The organism is Microcoleus sp. T2B6, from assembly GCF_036700475.1.
GTDB lineage: Bacteria > Cyanobacteriota > Cyanobacteriia > Cyanobacteriales > Microcoleaceae > Microcoleus.
In genome coordinates this window covers 141,993-162,460 of the sequence record NZ_JAUBOZ010000004.1, presented here as the reverse complement: position 1 = coordinate 162,460, position 20,468 = coordinate 141,993, and the positions used below count along the sequence as shown (strand labels likewise).

Below are 20,468 nucleotides of genomic sequence, written 5' to 3'. Positions count from 1 at the left end.
TGAAACCGACTCTTAAGAGTTATAATGTATTTACTGTATTTAAAGAGCGAGTAATATTTAACTGTTTTTACAATGCCTGCCAAAGACACCTATCACAATGCAGTTAAAAATGCCCTGCTAAAAGATGGTTGGATAATTACGGCTGACCCGTACTTCATCAAATATGAGGATGCGGAGTTGTATGCCGATATAGCAGCAGAAAAGCCGATCGCCGCAGAACGCCAAGGACAAAAAATAGTTGTTGAAATTAAGAGCTTTATTGGGCGATCGCTAATGTATGATTTCCACGGGGCACTCGGTCAATACATTGTCTACCGAAATCTGATTCAACTCACGGCTCCAGAATACAGGCTCTATTTGGCAATTGATGATATCGTATACCAAGATTTTTTTAAACGCAAGTCTATCCAAGTAATAACTAATGAAAATCAGGTTTTGTTAATGGTAGTTGAAATGGCAAAGGAGGAAATTCTGGAATGGATAAATTAGAATACTATCGCAATACAATTAAACAAATATTGACTGGATATTATGAAATGACCGTCAAAGGGGCGATCGCACTAGATGAATTAGAGCCAGAGCATCGTCTAGCATTTGACGAAGAACGAGATCACTATCTATGGTTTCATTCGGGCTGGGATGGCAAAAAACGGCTCCGTCATATTACGATGTATCTTCGGATTAAAGATGGTAAAATTTGGGTAGAAGAAGATTGGACGAATTTGTGCGTAGTTGATGATTTACTAGCAGCAGGAATTTCTAAGGGCGATATTGTTTTGGGGTTTCATCATCCTAGCAAAAGACCTTTGACAGAATTTGCCACAGTTTGATGAAAGACAAAAATTTATAGCCTCATTTCACTCCTTTGGCTGTCACGGATTTGAGGAAGCTTTGAATCATTATGAAGCTTTATTTGCGGCGGTTGCAGCAAGTCATTCTGAGAAAATATTGGAGCCTTTGCCGAAATGAGCGCTAGGGGCGATCGCTCCGGTAAATGAAATCGCTCCCGTTGATAAGATAAAATTAGTAAGATGGGTGTAAAATAGCTACTTAATTATATTGTTTTATCCATAAAAAACTAAAGTTAGCAGCTAGACCGTATTAATTATAAAATCCTGTTTGGGGAATGGAAAGCTGATGCAAGTAGAGCAAATGAAGTCCAATGTAATTCTGCGAGGCTCCCTCTTCCCAGAACCTGTAAAAGTAATTATGGTAGTGCCGATGGGAGATGCCATTAAACTCATCGGCAAAGGAATCAATACCAACCAAGTTTACGAGCCCATTCTGTCCAAAGAACAGGTGGCTCAACTAGAAGCTACGCCAGAACAAGAACCCTTTGACGGCAACGCCCTGCATTTTCGCCTGGGCGTGGAAGCCCTGCGCTTGGGTTTAGCCTACGAATATGACCCTTATTTTGCCCTGGCGATCGCCCATGTAGACCCCCTGCCCCACCAACTAGAAGCCGTCTACGAATACTTTCTCAAACAACCCCGCATCCGCTTCCTGCTAGCCGATGACCCCGGTGCTGGTAAAACCATCATGGCCGGACTGCTACTCAAAGAACTCAAAGTCCGGGGCTTAGTCAGACGTACCTTAATTGTCACCCCCGCCAACCTCACATTTCAATGGCAGCGGGAACTCAAAGACAAATTCCGCGAAGATTTTGAGGTGATTCGGGGCGATGTCCTGCGGGCAAATTACGGATCAAACCCTTGGAAAGAAAAGAAACAAGTCATCACCTCAATATCCTGGGTTTCCCGCATTGAAGATGCCAAAAATAGTCTCCTGCGGAGTCATTGGGACTTAATCATTGTGGATGAAGCCCACAAGATGAGCGCCTATAGTTCCGATGATAAAACCTTGGCTTACAAACTCGGTGAAGAACTCTCCAAACTCACCGACCACTACTTATTAATGACCGCCACGCCTCATAAAGGCGACCCCAAAAACTTTTGTTTATTCCTAGAACTTCTAGACCGCGATGTTTATGGTGATGTTACGAGTTTAGAAGAAGCAATGCGTCGGAATAATGCTCCGTTTTATCTGCGGCGCACCAAAGAAGCTCTCGTTACTTTCCCCGATACAGAGACAGGTCAAGCCAAAAAGCTATTTACTAATCGCAAAGTTGAAACCATCGACTTTCAAATTGATGACGAAGAATTGGATTTCTACGACGACTTGACTAAGTATGTAGAAGACCAATCCATCAAAGCATCGGCTGATGATTCCGCCCGCGGTCGCGCCTTGGGTTTTACGATGGCAATGTTGCAACGTCGTTTCGCGTCTAGTGTCTACGCAGTGCGGCGCAGTTTAGAACGAATGCGCGATAAACGCCAGCGGATATTGGAAGACCCAGAGGCTTATCGGGCCGAACAGATTGCTAAGAAAGTTCCAGAGGATTTTGATGAATTGACTGAAGCAGAACAGGAAAAAATTCTGGGAGATTTGGAAGGAGTCGTCGCTTCCATTGACCCCGTAGCGCTGCAACAAGAAATCTATCAGTTGAACAAACTGATCGACCAAGCGCGGACGTTGGAAAAACGAGAAGTTGAATCGAAACTGGTGAAACTGAAAGAAGCTATTACCCAGAAAGGCATATTCCAAGACCCGCTGATGAAACTGCTGCTTTTCACCGAGCACAAAGACACCTTGGATTATTTGGTGGGTAAGCTGCGGGAGTGGGGACTATCGGTGACTCAGATTCACGGGGGGATGAAAATTGGAGACAGGGATACGCCCAATACCCGAATTTATTCTGAACGCGAGTTTCGGGAAGATTGTCAGGTATTGGTGGCGACGGAAGCGGCGGGGGAGGGCATTAACTTGCAATTCTGCTGGTTTCTGATTAATTATGATATTCCCTGGAATCCGGTGCGCTTGGAACAGCGGATGGGTCGCATCCACCGTTACGGTCAGGATAAGGATTGTCTGATTTTTAACTTTGTTTCGACGAATACCCGCGAAGGACGGGTGTTGTGGAAGTTGTTTGAGCGCATCCGGGCGATCGAGATTGACATCGATCCAGAACGCACTGGCAAAGTGTTTAATGTTTTGGGCGATATTTTTCCGGCCAATCAGCTAGAACGGATGATTCGGGAGATGTACGCTCACAACTTGACGGAAGATGTGATTAAGAACCGCATCGTCGAGCAAGTGGACACCGATCGATTCCGCCGCCTCACGAATTCCGCTTTAGAAGGATTAGCTAAGCGGGAACTGAACTTAAGTGCGATTATTGGTAAATCAGCAGAAGCAAAAGAGCGGCGTTTAGTGCCAGAAGTGATTGATGACTTTTTTGTGCAAGCGGCGCCGATTTCGGGGATTCACCCCAAGGAAACGCGCCAGCATCAGAAGGTGTACCGCATTGGGCGAGTACCGCGTACTCTATGGCCGATCGGGGAACGTTTGGAAACCCGCTTTGGCAAATTGGGTCATGACTACAAAAAGATTACGTTTGATAAACATAAGTTGACAGATGACCCAACGCTGGAATGGGTGACGCCCGGACATCCGCTGTTTGAGTGCGTGCGGGAAGATGTGCTAATGCGGGTACAGGATGATTTGCGCCACGGGGCAGTATTTTTCGATTTGCATCGCGATCGACCTGCGAGATTGGATGTGTTTTCGGCGGCGATCGCCGATGGACGCGGTAACAAGCTGCACGAACGTGTCTATGTGGTGCAGACGGAAATCGACGGGACAATGACTGTGCGACAGCCGACTTTATTTTTAGATTTGGTGCCAGTAACTGATAGTGCCAAGTTGGTTGTTAGTTTGCCAAATGATACCAATTTACCCAGTCGCGACCAGACAGAACAAGCGTTGATAGAACAAGAATTGAATCGTTTTTTGACAGAAATCAGGACTCAACGACAGCAGGAAGTTAAGACTATTTCTGACCACATGGAAATTAGTTTTAGTACAATTATTGACAAAGTGCAGTGTCAGTTTGCTGAGTTAATTTCGCGACAAGAATCTGGTGTCAAGGAATCTGGACTAGACGGCCGCCTCAAGCAAATGGAAGACCGATTGTTTGAGTTAAACGGGCGATTGGAAACGCGGCGGGAGGAACTCGAAAAAGAGCGCAGTTGCACGATCGCGGATATTCAACATCACGGACGGGCTTGGGTACTTCCCCATCCAGAACGCACATCCCCTGAAATGGCTGCTATGGTTAGCGATCGCGAAATTGAGCGAATTGCAGTCGAGGCAGTTATTGCCTACGAGGAGGCGAGGGGCTGGCTGGTGGTGAGTGTAGAAAAGGAGAATCGCGGCTTTGATTTAATCTCCCGCAAACCTCATCCAGAAGATCCAAGCACGGCGATCGCGGTGAGGTTTATTGAGGTTAAAGGGCGATCGCGGGTGGGTGAAGTAGCCCTCACCACCAACGAATACAAGACAGCAGAACGCTTAAAAAAAGACTACTGGCTGTATGTAGTCTTTAACTGTGCCTCTACTCCAGAAGTGCGTTCAATACAAGACCCCGTGCAGTTGGGATGGGAACCGTTAGTGAAGATTGAACATTATCATGTTGATGCAGAGAAAATTTTGGAGGCGAGCAAGTGATTAACAAAACTAATTATCCCAAACGCCTCATTGAAGTTGACCTCCCCATCAAGCGGATTTCTGCCCACGCCAGACGGGAAAAATCTATCCGTCACGGGCATATTTCCACGCTGCATATTTGGTGGGCGAGGCGACCTTTGGCCGCGTGTCGGGCGGTGATTTGTGCTTCCTTGTGGATCGATCCTGTGGATGAATTATGTCCTCAAGAATTTCGGGATAAAGCAGCCAGCATTATTAATGATTTTGCTAAGAAAGTGGCGAAGGATAAAGATTTAGCTAATCATTGTTCTCGTGAAAATTGGAGTATGTGGAAAGTTTTAGCCAAAACAGAAAATCAGTTAGATCCTAATAATCCCCAGCATTTCAATATTCTCCGCTATCGGTTATTGGATTTTATTGCCGATTTTGCTAATTGGGATAATTCCACACAGCAAGACTATTTAGAAACCAGTCGCGCTTTAACTCAAGCAGCCCATGAAGCTTTAGGCGGCGTTCCCGGAACTCGTCCCCTAGTTGTTGACCCCTTTGCTGGGGGTGGTGCGATTCCTTTGGAAGCGTTGCGGGTGGGTGCGGATGCTTTTGCTTCTGACTTGAATCCGGTGGCGGTTTTGTTAAATAAGGTGGTGTTGGAATATATTCCTAAATATGGGCAAAAGTTAGCGGATGAGGTGCGAAAATGGGGACAATGGGTTAAGGAAGAAGCAGAGAAGGAATTAGCTGAATTTTATCCTAAAGACCCTGATGGAAGTACACCGATTGCTTATTTATGGGCTAGGACAATTATTTCTGAGGCTCCTGATGATGGGACGGGGATTCCTGTGGAAGTGCCGTTAATGCGTAGTCTTTGGTTGGCAAAGAAAGCAGGGAGATATAGGGCTTTGCGCTGGGTACGGGATGCTTCGGGTATTGTGCAAACTGAGACGATAGAAGTGACTTATGCCGATGGGGTAACGCGCAAGGTGCGCCGTCCTTTGTTGGAGATTTTTGAGCCGAAGAGTGAGAAGGAAGTTGAAAAGGGATCGTCTAAAGGCGGGGTGGCTACGTGTCCAGTTACAGGATTCTCAAATTCGGTTGAGAGCATAAGAATTCAACAGATTAAGAGAATTGGGGGGACAAGCGACTCAAGGTTGATATGTATTGTTTTTCCTAAAGCATCAGGACGTTCTTATCAATATCCCTCAGAAATGGATTTATTATCATTTGTAAAAGCCAAGGAAGAAATTGAAAAAAATAAACAAAACGCAACAAGTTCATTGTCTTTGGTTCCCGAAGGTAAACTCAATCATTTAAGAGGGTTTTTCAATGTTGTTTTGTATGGAATGACAGAGTGGGGACATCTATTTTCCCCTCGACAAAATTTGATGCTGACAACATTTGCTAAACTAATTAGAGAAGTAGGAATAGCAATTAGCAAAGAGGAAGGAGAAGATATAGCTAAAGCCGTTCAAACAATACTAACGATGGTATTTGGACGCCAAATTGACTACAGTTCCAGTCTTTGTATGTGGGCATCATCTGGAGAATTTATTGCTCATACATTTGGACGGCAGGCATTACCAATGGTTTGGGACTATGCTGAAGTTAATCCTTTATCTGATCTTGGCTGGACTGGTGCAAGTGAGTGGGTATGTAGAGTTGTTGAAGAAATTGCAGCAGCTAAGTTAGTTAGTGGTTCTGCTTCTCTCACATCGGCTACCCGTCAACTTTTACCCGACGATTCTGTAGATGCAACTATAACTGACCCACCATACTATGCTGCTATACCTTATGCCGACTTGTCAGATTTTTTTTACTCATGGCATAAGAGAGTTCTTGCTGAGATTCATACAAACCTTTTCAAAACGGATTTAGCACCAAAAGAAGAGGAATGCGTTTCTTTATCACATCGAGCTGCCATGTATAGGCATAAAGATGCTCAATGGTTTGAAGAAATGATGAGTAAAGCTTGTAGTGAAAGTCGGAGGGTGACAAGTCCAAGAGGGATTAGTCTTTTTGTCTTTGCCAACAAAGAGACTTCAGGTTGGGAAGCAATGTTAGCTGCATTAATTAATTCTGGGTGGATTGTAACTGCTTCTTGGTCTATAGATACAGAGAGATCAGGGCGCTTGAGATCAAATAACTCTGCCGCCCTTGCCTCATCAGTTCACCTTGTCTGCCGCCCTAGAGAAAACCCTGATGGCACATTACACGAAGAAATTGGCGATTGGCGCGATGTATTGCAAGAACTACCGCAACGGATCAAAGAATGGATGCCGCGCCTCACGGATCAAGGCGTAGTCGGAGCCGATGCCATCTTTGCTTGTTTGGGGCCCGCCCTCGAAATTTTCTCCCGTTATTCCAGTGTCGAAAAAGCCAGCGGCGAAATCGTCACCCTCCGCGAATATCTCGAATATGTCTGGGCTGCTGTTTCCAAAGAAGCACTCAGCACCATCTTCAAAGATGCAGACACTTCCAGCTTTGAAGAAGATGCTCGATTAACTGCCATGTGGCTGTGGACACTTTCATCAGGTGATGGAGAAACAGGCAAGATGCCTGTTCCACAAGGTAATGGGAAAACAGGCAAGATGCCTGTTCCACAAGAGGAAGAAGATGTTAGCGATGATGACGACGAAAGCACAGGCAAAAAAGCAAAAATCACAGGCTTTAGCCTGGAATATGATGCCGCCCGCAAGATTGCTCAGGGACTCGGCGCTAACTTGGATAACCTCACCAGTCTCATACAAGTAAAGGGGGACAAAGCCCGACTGCTGCCCGTCTCGGAGCGATCGCAATATTTGTTGGGCAAAGACGCCGGCCAAGCCCCAGTCAAGCGCCCGAAAAAAGGCCACAAGCAATTGAGTCTCTTTGATACTTCAGAGAGCACAGCCGATGAAGTGTCGGAAGATTGGGGCGATACCAATATTGAGAATCCAGGTAAAACTGTACTCGATCGCATCCACCAAACCATGATTCTATTTGCGGCTGGACGCAGCGAAGCCCTCAAACGCTTCTTAGTCGATGACGGCGTGGGAAGTGACAAGCGCTTCTGGACATTAGCCCAGTCCCTCTCAGCCTTGTATCCCACGGGCACTGATGAAAAGCGCTGGGTGGATGGAGTTTTAGCAAGAAAGAAAGGACTAGGATTTTAAATATAGCCGATTCCACCTTTATGAAGTACATCCTGGATCTTTGGTGTCAACAACCAGGTCAAACCGATAGTCCGACAGGGGTTTAAACCCCTGTCTCATAGCGAAAGTCCTCTCAAAGAGGACTGAAGAGTTAGTTGATGTGTATTGGTTTGGGGCAAATCTTCAGTCGGTTTCAACCGACTTTAGCTATTAGACAGGGGTTTGAACCCCTGTCGGACTCGTGGGATGACTGCACTCCATAAACCTGGGATACGCTGTAAATTAACCCATAAATAGGAAGTAATATTGTGGCAGGACTCAAACCTTGGTATAAAATTGAAGGACTTATCCCCCGCGAAGACTTGCGCGAGGGCAAACCTTTAGATGCTTCCGAATTTGCGGTACATCTCGACCAAGTGCGAGACAAACGAGCGCCCGCAGATTATCAAGAACCCGATCGCTTTTTCGATCGCACTTATCTTACCAAATATTTAACATACCTCGCCGCTCAGGTAGTCCGGCGACTCTCTGGTGAAACCACAGAAACTTCAGCTATATTTAATCTTTCTACGCAATTTGGCGGCGGCAAAACTCACGCATTAACTCTACTCTATCACTTAGCAAAACACGGCCCGGCCGCTAACAAATGGACGGGAGTCGATAAAATCTTAAACCAAGCAGCCATTTCTGCCATCCCCGAAGCGGCTGTAGCCGTATTTGTCGGCACTGAATTTGATTCCATCACCGGGCGCGGTGGCGATGATGGCACTCCTCTACGCAAAACACCTTGGGGTGAAATTGCCTATCAGTTGGGAGGGGAAGCGGCTTTTAATATTGTCGCCGAACACGAAGCACAATTTATTGAACCCAAGGGCGATGTGATCCGCAAGTTTCTCCCCAAAGATAAGCCCTGTTTGATTTTGTTAGACGAGATTATCAACTACGCCAGCACTTATCGCAAAACCGGTTATGGCGATCGGCTTTATAACTTCATTCAAGCACTTTCAGAAACTGCCAGAGGTGAAAAAAATGTCGTTTTAGTAGTATCTATTCCCGCCTCAGAAATGGAATATACTGCTGCTGACGAAGCCGACGAACAGCGCTTCAAGAAAGTGCTCGACAGATTGGGTAAGGCAATTATGATGTCTGCCGAATCTGAGACATCAGAAATTATCCGCCGTCGCTTATTTGAATGGACTGCTAATGCTGTCACCCCTGAAGGTAAAATCATGCTTCCCAAGGATGCTGTTACTACCTGTAACGAGTATGCAGATTGGGTGATTGAGCACAAGCAACAGTTGCCTAGTTTCCCGATTGAAAGTGCGCGGGAAGCCTTTGTCGCGAGTTATCCTTTTCACCCAACAGTGCTATCGGTATTCGAGCGAAAATGGCAGGCTTTGCCTCGATTTCAACGCACCAGAGGTGTCCTCCGACTCTTAGCTTTGTGGGTGTCTATTGCCTACCAAGAAGGTTATAAAGGCAACCATCGCGATGCCCTAATTGGATTAGGAACTGCACCCCTAGATGACCTATCATTTCGAGCCGCCGTATTCGATCAACTTGGAAACGATCGCCTAGAAGGGCCGGTGACAACTGATATTTGTGGCAAAAAAAACTCTCACGCCATTCGTCTTGATGCGGAAGCTACGGAAGATATTAAGAAATCACGACTGCATCGGAAAGTGACGACTGCGATCTTTTTTGAATCCAATGGTGGCTGCACTCGCACAGAAGCAACTGTCCCAGAAATTCGACTGGCTGTAGGTGAGCCAAATGTAGATATTGGCAATGTAGAAACGGTTTTGGAATCTCTAACTAGCGATTGCTATTACTTAACTGTCGGGCAAACAAAATATCGATTTAGTCTCTATCCAAACCTCAACAAAATTCTAGCAGACCGCCGCGCTAACGTGCAAGGGCATCGCATTGATGAGCGAATTCTCAATGAGATTCAGAAGCTATTTGCCCTTAATCAGGGAATTCAGGTTATATGTTTTCCCGAACAACCTAACAATCTTCCGAATCAAGCTGTGCTGACTTTAGCGGTGATGTCTCCCACCCATTCCAAACAGGATGAGAGTACCCTAAAGTTGGTGGAGTCAATGATTCGCGAGTCTGGTGCGTCAGCGAGAACGTTTAAGAGTGCGCTAATTTTTGCGATCGTCGATTCGGATGTTCAATTGCGCGAAGAAGCCCGCAAGATGCTATCCTGGGAAGACATTCGGGATGAGGAAGCCAATTTAGATGACCTGCAGAAAAAGCAATTATCTGAAAACCTGAAAAAGGCTCAGCGCGATTTGATTGAAACCGTATGGCGCGCATATAAATACGTCGCGTTGTTAGGGAAAGATAATAAGTTACGGGTGGTTGATTTGGGTTTAGTTACGTCGAGTTCTGCCAAATCAATTGTAGACTTAATTATCAATCGGTTGCGTCTGGATGGGGATGTGGAAGAGGCGGTGAGTCCTCGGTTTTTGGTTCGCAATTGGTCTGGTGCTTTCCAGGAGTGGAGTACCAAGGCTGTGCGGGATGCCTTCTTTGCTTCACCTTCGTTTCCGCGACTTTTGAAAGGGGATGCGGTGAAAGAGGCGATCGCTCGTGGTGTCAAAGATGGTACTTTAGCATTAGTTGGCAAAGCATCAGGCGATCGATACGAACCGTTTGAGTTCAAAACCGATTTACCAGCCAGCAAAATCGAAATTTCAGACGATTTGTTTATCATTAAATCAGAGGTAGCCGCCGCTTACCTGCAACGTATCACCGATCCGCCAAAGTTGAGCGCGTTAATAATTTCCCCCACCAAAGTGCAACTAGAACCCGGTAAAAAGCAAACTTTTATCGCACGGGGACGCGATCAATATGACAAAGAAATTGCTATTGGTGAAATACAGTGGACTACTACAGGCGGTAATATTGAACCCAATGGCCTACTCACGGGTGGGGAAAATGAGGGCAATTTCACTGTGACAGCAACAGTAGAAACAATCAGTGCTATTGCTGAATTTACCGTAAAATTTTCTAATGGTGGCATAGCGAAACAAAATGCTACAATTTATCAATTACCAGACCCCAAAACCATCCCACTTCCACCTAAAGGATTGAGATGGATTAGTGAAATTAGTCCTCAGAAGTGGATGAATTTTTATACTAAAGTTCTGAGTAAATTTGCCAGTGACAAAAATGTTAAGCTCACAGTGAAAATAGAAGTTTCTATCGAAGGTGAGGTATCTCAGCAAAGGCGGGATGAGACTAAAATTGCACTCCAAGAACTCGGATTGAATGATGAGGTGGATGTTCTAGAATGAAGTGGAGGGGGTAGGCACGGGGAGTAGGGGTCGCACTACCCCTACAAAACCATGATTTGCCGATCTAATGAAACCGCCCAGCCTTCGCCCCCTTCACCCCTCCCCATCCCAGATATCACCACACCCCTGCGTGCCCGACACCGCAGTCCATTAAAACAAAACGCTAAAATAGTAGCTCATACAATTTCGGAGTTAATATTTGACACTTGCACCCGCGCGCGAAAACGTCCTAGCTTGGCTCTCTGAGCGCGTTCCTGCTGCCCGAATCAAACACATCCTCGGAGTCGAACAAGTAGCAGGTGACTTGGCTCGCCATTACGGCCTCGACGAAGCAAAAGCCCGATCGGCCGGTTTGTTGCACGATTTGGCAAAATACTTCAAACCTCCACTGCTGCTGCAAATCGCCCAGAAGGAAGGTTTAGAGTTAGACTCAGTGTTGGAAGCACACCCGCATTTGCTGCACGCAGACGCCAGCGCGATCGTCGCCAGAGACGAATTCGGGGTGGTCGATCGAGAAATTTTGGACGCAATCGCCAATCACACCCTCGGCAGACCAAACATGAGCCAGCTCAGTTGTACCGTATTCATAGCAGATACCATAGAGCCAAGCCGCGGCAACACAGCCCAACTAGAAGCACTGCGCGAGGCAAGCTTGCAAAATCTTTATGCAGCCGTGTGGCAAACTAGCGATTATTCTCTTAAATATTTGCTAGAAACTCGCTGCTACATCCACCCCCGCACCGTACTTACGCGGAATTGGGCGCTGCAAATGGCCCGCGAATCGCCGGAAACAGGAAATTCGACGGAGAAGTCGATCGAACAAATCACAAGTTAAAAGTAAAATTTACCAGAAATCCTGTCCTTACTTTTGGCTTCAACCTAACTCCTATTTCCCGTCTCAAACTGCCAACAACCGATCGCGAAAACGCACCGATTCCCCCTTACCCTATCAATTAGGAAATTAAACACTTAATGTCTGATCTAACTCAACTCCAATACTCCAGGGCCCAGTCTACAACAACCGACGGCACCTCCTCAGACGAAGCTCGTGGCCTGATCATGACCGTTGCCCAAGCAGCCGATGACCGCAAAGCAGTAGATATTGTATTGCTCCGCGTGTCAGAAGTATGCTTTTTGGCAGACTACTTTGCGATCGTCACCGGATTTTCCAACGTGCAGGTACGAGCCATCTGCCAAGCGATAGCAGACCAAGTTGAAGAAGAGTGGCAACGCTTGCCACTGCGTACACAAGGGCTATCAGACGCTAGTTGGGTCGTCATGGACTACGGCGACGCGATCGTTCACATTTTGAAGCCTCAAGAGCGGGAGTTCTACAATTTAGAAGCGTTCTGGGGACACGCCGAACGCATTGACTTTTCCCCCACGCCGTGAGGATGGCTAATGTGAAAAACGTTTCAGCTTCTATTTGTCCCGTTCCGCAAGAACAGCGACCGATAAATGAATACCAAGAACTTAAAGAATCCTGGTTTTTTAGCTGGGTAACACTCAATTGGCCCGGATACCTGGCAAAACTAGCTTGGGTGTGGGCTTGGAGTTGCTTGGTATCGGTGCCGATAGCTGCTTCTAGCTTTGCTCCAAGCAAGTATCCAGCTCAGTTTGTCCTGTGCGGTGCCGCAGGTGCCGGTTTTATTCTAGGATTAGCTTTGCTGCGACTCTACTTGGGTTGGTTCTACGTGCGATCGCGCCTTTCAAATCCCACGGTCGTCTACGAAGAGTCTGGCTGGTACGATTGTCAATCTTGGCCTAAAACTCCCGAAGTTTTGCTTCAAGACCAGTTGATTGTCAACTACCAACTAGAACCAATTCTCAGGCGTCTGCGGCAGACATTTTATGGTTTGACAGTGTTGCTGGTTGCCGGGGGACTAATTTGGAGTTGTTTGTAATCGGTTCGGGAAGGGAGTTTTGACTTTTGAGTTTTGAGTTAGAAACGCTCGCCAAAAGATTAACTTCACAACTCGCAATTCATAAATGACAACTCGCAACTCATAATATCGTTTCCGGCTGCATCGTCAGGTGATAAATTAGAGGGCAATTCATGAATGATTGTTACAAGTCGCCACCTATCTCGGCGCAATTTTCAGTTGTTCGATTCCCAGTCAACAGTCAACAGTCAACATCATTCCGGTGCAACCGGAATTGATATAACTTCCACCGGCCTCAATCTAAAATCTAAAATCTAAAATCTAAAATTGATATGACAAGGGGAAAACGAACCCAAGCTCCCGAACTGGAAGTCACACTGCTGCGCGAAGGTATTGTGGAATCGAGGCACCGCGCCCAGGCCGCTGTCTGCGACAACCGCGGGCGCGTTCTGTCTGTTGCTGGTAACTCGGAAACGGCCTCATTTGTCCGTTCTTCACTCAAGCCTTTTCAAGCTTTGGCGGTGACGGGGACTGGCACTTTAGAACGCTACGAATTGACCGATCGAGATTTAGCGATTATTTGCAGTTCCCATCAAGGTACGATCGAGCAATCGCGCCAGGTATTTAACGTCCTGTGGCGCTGCGACATTGACCCCTCTAAACTTCAATGCCCCATTCCCGAAGGCAAAAAGAGCGCCCTGCAATACAACTGCTCCGGCAAACACGCCGGAATGCTGGCTGTCTGTCAGCAACTGCACTGGCCTCTGGACACTTATTTACGCCGCAAACATCCTGTCCAGCAGCTTATTTTAGGCAAAGTGGCTGACTTGCTGGAAATGCCTGCCGAAGAGTTTATCAGCGCTCGTGACGACTGCGGCGCTCCTACCTATCTGTTGCAGTTGGGGCAAATGGCGTCTTTGTACGCTCAGTTAGCCTCCGGCCACAATGTGGATATGGAGCGGATTGTCCGCGCTATGACTCATCACCCAATGATGGTTGCCGGTGAGGGCAAATTTGACACGGAACTGATGCGCTTGACTCAAGGGGAATTGGTGAGCAAGTCCGGCGCCGAAGGGGTGCAGTGCATTGGCCGCGTGGGCGAAGGCATGGGCTTGGCAATTAAGGTGACGGATGGAGGAAAGCGTGCTCAATTTGCTGTGGCGATTCACTTGCTCAAGCAGTTGGGGTGGATTACTCCGACGATCGCCGAAACTCTGGCGGAAACTTACCTCACTCTGAGCGAATTCAAGCGCTTGGAGGTAATCGGGGAAGTTTCGATGCTTTAGGGCGATCGAGACTCGCTCGCCGATTTCAGCAACCCCTCCCACAATCTAAAAAGTTTTTTTGATGGAGGGGTTGCAATTTTCAGAAAGATATGTTTATATTAGTAAAGAGACAAAAAGCGACGCGGGATAGAGCAGCCTGGTAGCTCGTCGGGCTCATAACCCGAAGGTCAGTGGTTCAAATCCACTTCCCGCCACCAACTTAAATAAGACAAGCCCCGGCATCCTAAAAGTTGCTGGGGTTTGTTTTATGCCGTCTGTTTGATGCCGTCTGCGATCGCCTCTTCGACAGATTGAAAACAGTTTATTTTAGTCGGCAACAAAAATGAGGACACAACAGTGTTGTGTCCCTACTGTATATTTGTATTTTTCTAATTGGGACAAAATAAGACCCACCCTTAACCTAAACACTGAACCCTATACTTTCCGACGACCGTTTGTGCAAGCTTTATTTGTTAAAAAATTGCAATCCGATATCCCTATTTTTTAACTCAGGATTGTGAACTACCAGACGCTGACCACTTAAGTGGTACAGCGCTGGCTTCCTGATTCAACGGGGCGGGGCGTCCCACAAAACCGAAGTTTTACCAGATCGACTTACATCCCCTCCACAGGCAGAAGCGCTAGTTCCTAACGCCAAAATCCGCAAGGCTTCATTTCTAATATTGGTTGCCGCGTTTACGTCACGATCGTGGTGAGTACCACAATGCTGACAACTCCATGCTCTAATATCAAGAGTGAGATTCTCAACTCGATTTAGACATACATGGCAAGTTTTAGAACTCGGAAACCATCTATCGATTTCGACATATTGCTTTCCTTCGCTCTGGGACTTGTACTTGAGCATGGTACAAAACATACCCCAGCCAGCATCACTAATAGCTTTGGCTAGATTATGATTCTTTACCATGCCTTTGATGTTGAGATTTTCCACTGCAATAACTTGGTTTTCGTTAACTATCTTGCGGGATAGCTTTTGTAGAAAATCTTCCCGGCATCGGGCAATCTTGGAGTGAACTTTTGCCACCGCCCGTCTTGCCTTTTTCCTGTTTTGACTGCCTTTCTTTTTGCGAGAAAGCTTTTGCTGCTTACGTTTTAGGTTCCGCTGACGTTTAACAAAATGCTTGGGATTGCCAAACTTAGAACCATCACTGGTAATCGCAAAATGAGTCAACCCGACATCAATGCCAATAGCTTTACCTGCTGGGACGGATTCAGGCTTTTCTTTCCCGTCGTCAGTCAAAACAGAAATAAAGTGTTTGCCGTCTGGGTTACGAGACACGGTAACGGTCTTGATGTCGCCCTCGAAATCACGGTGCCGCCGACAGAAAACTAAACCAATTTTAGGTAAATTAATATAGTCACCGTCAAATTTGACATTTTGAGGATAACTGATCGACTGCCTGTCGTGCTTGGCTTTGAATTTGGGTGGCATCGCCCTCTTGTCAAAGAAGTTTTTGTAGGCAGTAGATAAATTCAATGCAACGACCTGCAAGCATTGAGAATAGGGTTCTTTCAACCATTCGTATTCTTTCTTGAGTGCAGGGAGCAAACCTTGTATGTATGCTCTCGATAGTCCTTTCCCGGTATTCTTGTAAGTTTCTTGACACAGATTCAAAGCATAATTCCAGAACCATCTCGCACAGCCAAAAGACTTTGCCAGCAAGACATCTTGCTCATCTGTGGGATAAATTCTGTACTTGTAAGCTTTATACATTTATCAGGAGTGCAGAATACCGGTAAAAATATCATACGCGCACAAAAACGATATTGATTCGCTGTCGCTCAATTTATTTTCTGACTCATTTTCATCCCGACGCTCACCTTCGGTAGAGCGCGGGACTTCCCATTCGCATTAGTTAAATTGCTAAGTTGGCTGAGCTTCCATCCAATCAAAAATCAGGTTTAATTGTTCCAGTGTTACTAACCCGTACTGCCACAGAACCATCGGCAGTTCGCTGGCATCTTGTTCACCGTGTCGGAGAGCAACGGCGATCGCAGAATTCGATATTGCCAACTCTCCCCGCAAATAATCGATCAGTTGAGCCTTTCTCATCACCTTCACCGCCTGTTTTATGCGCTATTGTAAAGATATGTAGCTAATCAGTCTGTATCGGAAGTTTAATTGGTCTAATCTTAGGTTCACAAAAAAGAACCCAGTGTGATGGAAACCGCACAAAACTTGTGATAAAACTCAGATAAAAAAGCGATCCCAGTCACAAGAACTGGGAGAATCAAAAATAGGGTTCCGCGATCGCTCGCTTCAAATGAATTCATTTAAAATTGCTAAAGTCCTAGCAGAAGCTGAACTCCCGCTTCTGTACCGCTGTCGGTTTGTTTTGGAGGTAAAGGATTTCCTTGACGCTGGGCGTCCGAAGGAGTAGTAATAAATTCCAATGGGCCCTCTATTTTGAGGCGAAATGTGTCGCCCAAGCTGCTTTCCCTTCTAGCAGAATTAGCCGCCGTTTCTGGTTCACCAATCAAGTTGTGGTAGTCCGAGTCTAAGGTTCTGTCCTCCACAGTCCTCAACGAGTCCCCCGATAAAGTCGTTTCCGAATATTGGGGCGTTGGTTGCAGTCTTTGTTGGGCGAGAACCGCCGGAGTCAAACCGATAAAAATTGAGCTAAGTCCGAGAGCAGTGCCAAGAGTAGCAATAACTGCGTTCATCATCCATGCCTCCGCTAGTTGCATCCTACTATGCTTATTTTACCTAGCCGGAATTAAGTTGCACTCTATCAAAAGTAGCTGCTTGTGGAGATATCAATTAAATTTCCTGTCAAAACTTATAACTTTCGATCGCGCTATCGGTCAAATAGAACTGACGCAGCAACCGGGTTGAAACGCCAAAATACGTCATTTCAGGCATGAGTCAACCAAAAACTCGATTGGTTTGATTAGCGGGCGTCATGAGTGGAAAAATAGTTAGTGCTGGACGCACGGGCGGCGATCCATCGGTTGTTTTTCACGAAAATAGTTCGTTGCAGACCGCCAAAACGCTAAAAAAACCTGGTTTGAGATACCTGTTCAAAAAAAAATGCAACGGCCGGCAAATTCTAAACCCTTACAGAACCAGTCTTTCTGAATTCTTTAATTCTGGAATCTCAAATCTATAATAGTATGAGCGTGTAGAGTGAGTCCAGGATTGATACGCATTCATCTCGATTGCCCCTGTTCTCAAAGCGGACGATCGCGCTAAGATGGCGGTGGCAGTCGTTAAAAATTCAGTTGCCAGCGACCAATTCCGAACTCTTAACAGCACTTGGCCTACTAAAACCATCTCAACTTCAAAACCGGCGCTCATCAGGCTGTACTTTACCGAAATGTTGTGGGTTCGTAATATTTCTGCTTCATCATGCCAATCAGATATTTGACCGACCAAATTTTAAAAATGTCAGGCAAAGTGCCAATTCGCATCGTCCTTGTTGTGCCTTTTGCCCTCCAGACTTTCGCGGCGGTAGGGTTGACGGGGTGGCTGTCGCTGCGGAACGGGCGCATAGCCGTCAACGATGTTGCCGCACAACTGCGGACAGAAGTCACATCGCGTATCCAGCAACATATTAATAGTTATATTGAAACGCCACACCAAATCAATCAGCTCAATCTCGATGCCATCCGTCTCGGCATTGTGAACCTGCAGGATAGTGAGAGTTTGCAACGCTACTTCTACAAACAAATCAAAATTTTTGATAAAATTAGCTACATTCAATTCGCATCCGAAGAAAAAGATTTTATTGGAGTTGAACGCCTCGACGACGGCAAGTTGCAAGTTCAGATTTCTAATCCATCTACTGGCTATAACTTGCATAGCTACGCGCTGTCCGAGTTCGAGGAACCAACCAAGCTATTAAAAACTACTCTCAACTACGACCCCCGCGTCCGACCTTGGTACATAGCTCCGGTGCGCGCAGGCAAACCGACTTGGAGTAAAATCTATAATTTTTTTGACGCTCCCAAACTAGCGATTACGGCTGCTCAACCAGTTTATGGCGATGATGGTAAACTGATTGGCATCCTGGGTTCTGACTTGGCCCTTGCCAAGCTCAATCAATTCTTGGAAACTCTAAAAATTGGGAAATCAGGACAGACTTTTATTGTAGAAAGGTCTGGGCAATTGGTGGCAAATTCTACTAGGGAACCGCCATTTATTGTTAGCAATGGTGTTGCGAAACGGATTGTGGCAACGAGCAGCAAGAATGTTCTCATTCGATCGACCGCCCGCTATTTGACAGAACACTTCGGGGATTTGCACAAAATTGACAGATCTCGCCAGTTAGATTTTACGATCGACGGTCAACGGCAATTTCTACAGGTGACGCCGCTTTTAGACAGCAGGGGCCTCGACTGGTTGATTGTGGTGACGGTTCCTGAAGCCGATTTTATGGAAAGGATTCATGCCAACACTCGGTATACTGTGGTGATGTGTCTGGGTGCTTTGGTGCTGGCAACGGCGATTGGCGCTCTGACTTCTAGGTGGATTGTTGTACCGATTCGGCGTCTGAGCAAGGCTGCGGAGGCTTTGTCCCGGGGAGAATGGGACGGGATGGTGGTAGATTCCCGGTTGATGGCGTCTGTAAACCGGGAGGATGAGGTGGGTGTCCTGGCTCGCTCTTTTAATATGATGGCCGCTCAATTGGAAGAGTCGTTTACTACTCTCGAAGATCGGGTACAATCTGCGATCGCCGACAAAAATGAATTAATTATTTCTCTGAAAAACTCGCAGCAAAAACTGGCTCTCCATCTTCACCAAACTCCTTTGGGAGCGATTGAATGGAATCTAAACTTTGAAGTAGCGGAATGGAATTTGTCAGCGGAAAGAATTTTTGGATACAACCGCTTGGAAGCTATGGGATGCCACGGAGTCGATCTCATAGTTCCTGAAAGTGCTAAGGAGTACGTGAGGCAACTATCTATAACTTTGTTGACTAATACAGGAGGAGTTACCAGCCTTAACGAGAACATCAGAAAAGACGGCAAAATAATTCTGTGCGAGTGGTACAATACGACTTTGGTTGATGCTGACGGCAGCATCATCGGAGTGGCATCGCTGATTCAGGATGTGACTGAATTTCACAGTGCTGTGGAGAAGTTGCGGGCCAGCGAGGAGCGGTTTCGCCAGTTGGCAGAAAATATTCATGAGGTATTTTGGATTAGAGAACCCAATCAAAAGCAGCTAGTTTATGTGAGTCCGGCTTGCGAGAAAATATGGAATGTGAGCTGTCAGAGTTTGCAGTCAGAAGCGGAGGCTTTTTGGGATGCTATTCACCAGGAGGATCTCGATCGCGTCAAGGCTGCTTTTGAGAAACAGGTGCGGGGCGATTATGATGAGGAGTATCGGGTAGTGCGCTCGGACGGTTCAGTTTGCTGGGTGCGCGATCGGGCTTTTCCAGTCCGCAGCCAAACCGGAGAAATTTACCGCATCGTCGGTATTGCTGAAGATATTACCCAGCGAAAATTAGCAGAAGAATTCCAAAAAGTCGCTCAAACTGCTCAAGCTGCAAACCAAGCCAAAAGCGCCTTTTTAGCTAATATGAGCCACGAATTGCGAACTCCCCTCAACGCGATTATTGGTTACAGCGATATGCTCAAAGAAGACGCCGAGGATTTAGGCTGCGAAGATTTTATCCCCGACTTGCAAAAAATTCAAACAGCGGGGAAACACTTGCTATCTTTAATTAGCGACATTCTAGATATTTCTAAGATTGAAGCGGGGCGGATGGAACTTTACTTAGAAACTTTCAACCCGGTTAATTTAATTGACGAGGTAGTTTCTACTGTCAAACCCTTGGTAGATAAAAATTCTAATAAGTTTGAAGTTGATTGTGCTGAGGACTTGGGAATGATGTATGCGGACATTACCAAAACTCGTCAAATATTGCTCAACCTGCTGAGCAATGCAGCCAAATTTACGGAACATGGCACTATTACTCTCTGCATTGAAAGAGTTAAACATGACAGCTTAACCACTCAAGAAATAGCAGAACCTTCCGACTCAATAATTTTTCGCGTAGCTGATACGGGCATTGGGATTCCCCCCGAACAATTGCAGCATTTATTTCAAGCATTTATGCAGGGCGACGCATCAACTACCCGCAAGTATGGCGGCACGGGTTTGGGATTGACTATTAGCCGTCACTTTTGCGTGATGATGGGTGGTGATATGCAGGTTGAAAGCGAGTTAGGTTGCGGTTCGGTTTTTACTGTGTGCTTGCCGGCCCGCGTTGAATTATTGGTCAGCAGTTAGTCTTGCTATCCGGGAGGCAAGTGTTATATCATTTCCGGTAACACCGGAATGATGTTGACTGTTGACTGTTGACTGTTGACGCC

The 20,468-nt window shown here is 46.3% G+C and carries 15 protein-coding genes and 1 tRNA gene; 12 read left to right on the top strand and 4 right to left on the bottom strand.

Going from position 1 to position 20,468, the window contains the following annotated elements:
• Positions 1-72: 72 nt before the first annotated feature.
• From QUA00_RS03140 to QUA00_RS03090, 11 genes are all read left to right on the top strand, one after another.
• Positions 73-489: a XisH family protein gene (locus QUA00_RS03140; protein ID WP_333408656.1), complete on the top strand. Its 417-nt coding sequence runs from the start codon at positions 73-75 to the stop codon at positions 487-489.
• Positions 477-830, top strand: coding sequence for a XisI protein (locus QUA00_RS03135; RefSeq protein ID WP_333408655.1), 354 nt, complete (start codon positions 477-479; stop codon positions 828-830). Before QUA00_RS03140 ends, QUA00_RS03135 begins: the two co-directional genes overlap by 13 nt.
• Positions 817-969 carry a hypothetical protein gene (locus QUA00_RS03130; protein WP_333408654.1) on the top strand — a complete coding sequence of 51 codons (153 nt, stop codon included), beginning with the start codon at positions 817-819 and terminating at the stop codon, positions 967-969. The genes QUA00_RS03135 and QUA00_RS03130 overlap by 14 nt, the downstream gene beginning before the upstream one ends.
• Positions 970-1,137: 168 nt before the next feature.
• The gene (locus QUA00_RS03125; protein WP_333408653.1) at positions 1,138-4,566 is read left to right on the top strand and encodes a protein NO VEIN domain-containing protein; all 3,429 of its coding nucleotides are present in this window, start codon (positions 1,138-1,140) and stop codon (positions 4,564-4,566) included.
• The gene (locus QUA00_RS03120) at positions 4,563-7,694 is read left to right on the top strand and encodes a DUF1156 domain-containing protein (protein ID WP_333408652.1); all 3,132 of its coding nucleotides are present in this window, start codon (positions 4,563-4,565) and stop codon (positions 7,692-7,694) included. Before QUA00_RS03125 ends, QUA00_RS03120 begins: the two co-directional genes overlap by 4 nt.
• A 287-nt stretch (positions 7,695-7,981) precedes the next feature.
• Entirely contained in the window at positions 7,982-10,978 is a 2,997-nt protein-coding gene (locus tag QUA00_RS03115) for a DUF499 domain-containing protein (RefSeq protein ID WP_333408651.1), read from the top strand.
• Between the two features lie 199 nt (positions 10,979-11,177).
• Positions 11,178-11,813 (top strand): bis(5'-nucleosyl)-tetraphosphatase (symmetrical) YqeK, encoded by a 636-nt coding sequence (gene yqeK, locus QUA00_RS03110; RefSeq protein ID WP_333408650.1) that lies wholly within the window; start codon positions 11,178-11,180, stop codon positions 11,811-11,813.
• A 137-nt stretch (positions 11,814-11,950) separates the two neighbouring features.
• Positions 11,951-12,370, top strand: a complete 420-nt coding sequence (rsfS, locus tag QUA00_RS03105) for a ribosome silencing factor (RefSeq protein ID WP_333308381.1) — start codon at positions 11,951-11,953, stop codon at positions 12,368-12,370.
• A gap of 2 nt (positions 12,371-12,372) precedes the next feature.
• The gene (locus QUA00_RS03100; protein ID WP_333408649.1) at positions 12,373-12,882 is read left to right on the top strand and encodes a CGLD27 family protein; all 510 of its coding nucleotides are present in this window, start codon (positions 12,373-12,375) and stop codon (positions 12,880-12,882) included.
• 311 nt (positions 12,883-13,193) lie between these two features.
• Complete coding sequence (locus QUA00_RS03095) at positions 13,194-14,147, top strand: asparaginase (protein ID WP_333408648.1); 954 nt, start codon at positions 13,194-13,196, stop codon at positions 14,145-14,147.
• Between the two features lie 120 nt (positions 14,148-14,267).
• A tRNA-Met gene (locus tag QUA00_RS03090) sits at positions 14,268-14,344 on the top strand.
• Positions 14,345-14,694: 350 nt separating this feature from the next.
• Here QUA00_RS03090 and QUA00_RS03085 read toward each other — a convergent pair.
• The 4 genes from QUA00_RS03085 to QUA00_RS03070 form a co-directional block, all read right to left on the bottom strand.
• On the bottom strand, positions 14,695-15,861 hold the full coding sequence (locus QUA00_RS03085) for an RNA-guided endonuclease TnpB family protein (RefSeq protein ID WP_333144244.1): 1,167 nt from the start codon (positions 15,859-15,861) through the stop codon (positions 14,695-14,697).
• Positions 15,862-16,011: 150 nt separating this feature from the next.
• Entirely contained in the window at positions 16,012-16,200 is a 189-nt protein-coding gene (locus QUA00_RS03080; RefSeq protein WP_333056627.1) for a DUF2949 domain-containing protein, read from the bottom strand.
• A gap of 230 nt (positions 16,201-16,430) precedes the next feature.
• Entirely contained in the window at positions 16,431-16,835 is a 405-nt protein-coding gene (locus QUA00_RS03075) for a hypothetical protein (RefSeq protein ID WP_333408647.1), read from the bottom strand.
• Between the two features lie 370 nt (positions 16,836-17,205).
• Positions 17,206-17,445, bottom strand: coding sequence for a hypothetical protein (locus QUA00_RS03070; protein ID WP_333144246.1), 240 nt, complete (start codon positions 17,443-17,445; stop codon positions 17,206-17,208).
• 51 nt (positions 17,446-17,496) lie between these two features.
• Here QUA00_RS03070 and QUA00_RS03065 point away from each other — a divergent pair, with 51 nt between their 5' ends.
• Positions 17,497-20,385, top strand: a complete 2,889-nt coding sequence (locus QUA00_RS03065) for a PAS domain S-box protein (protein WP_333408646.1) — start codon at positions 17,497-17,499, stop codon at positions 20,383-20,385.
• Positions 20,386-20,468 lie beyond the last annotated feature (83 nt).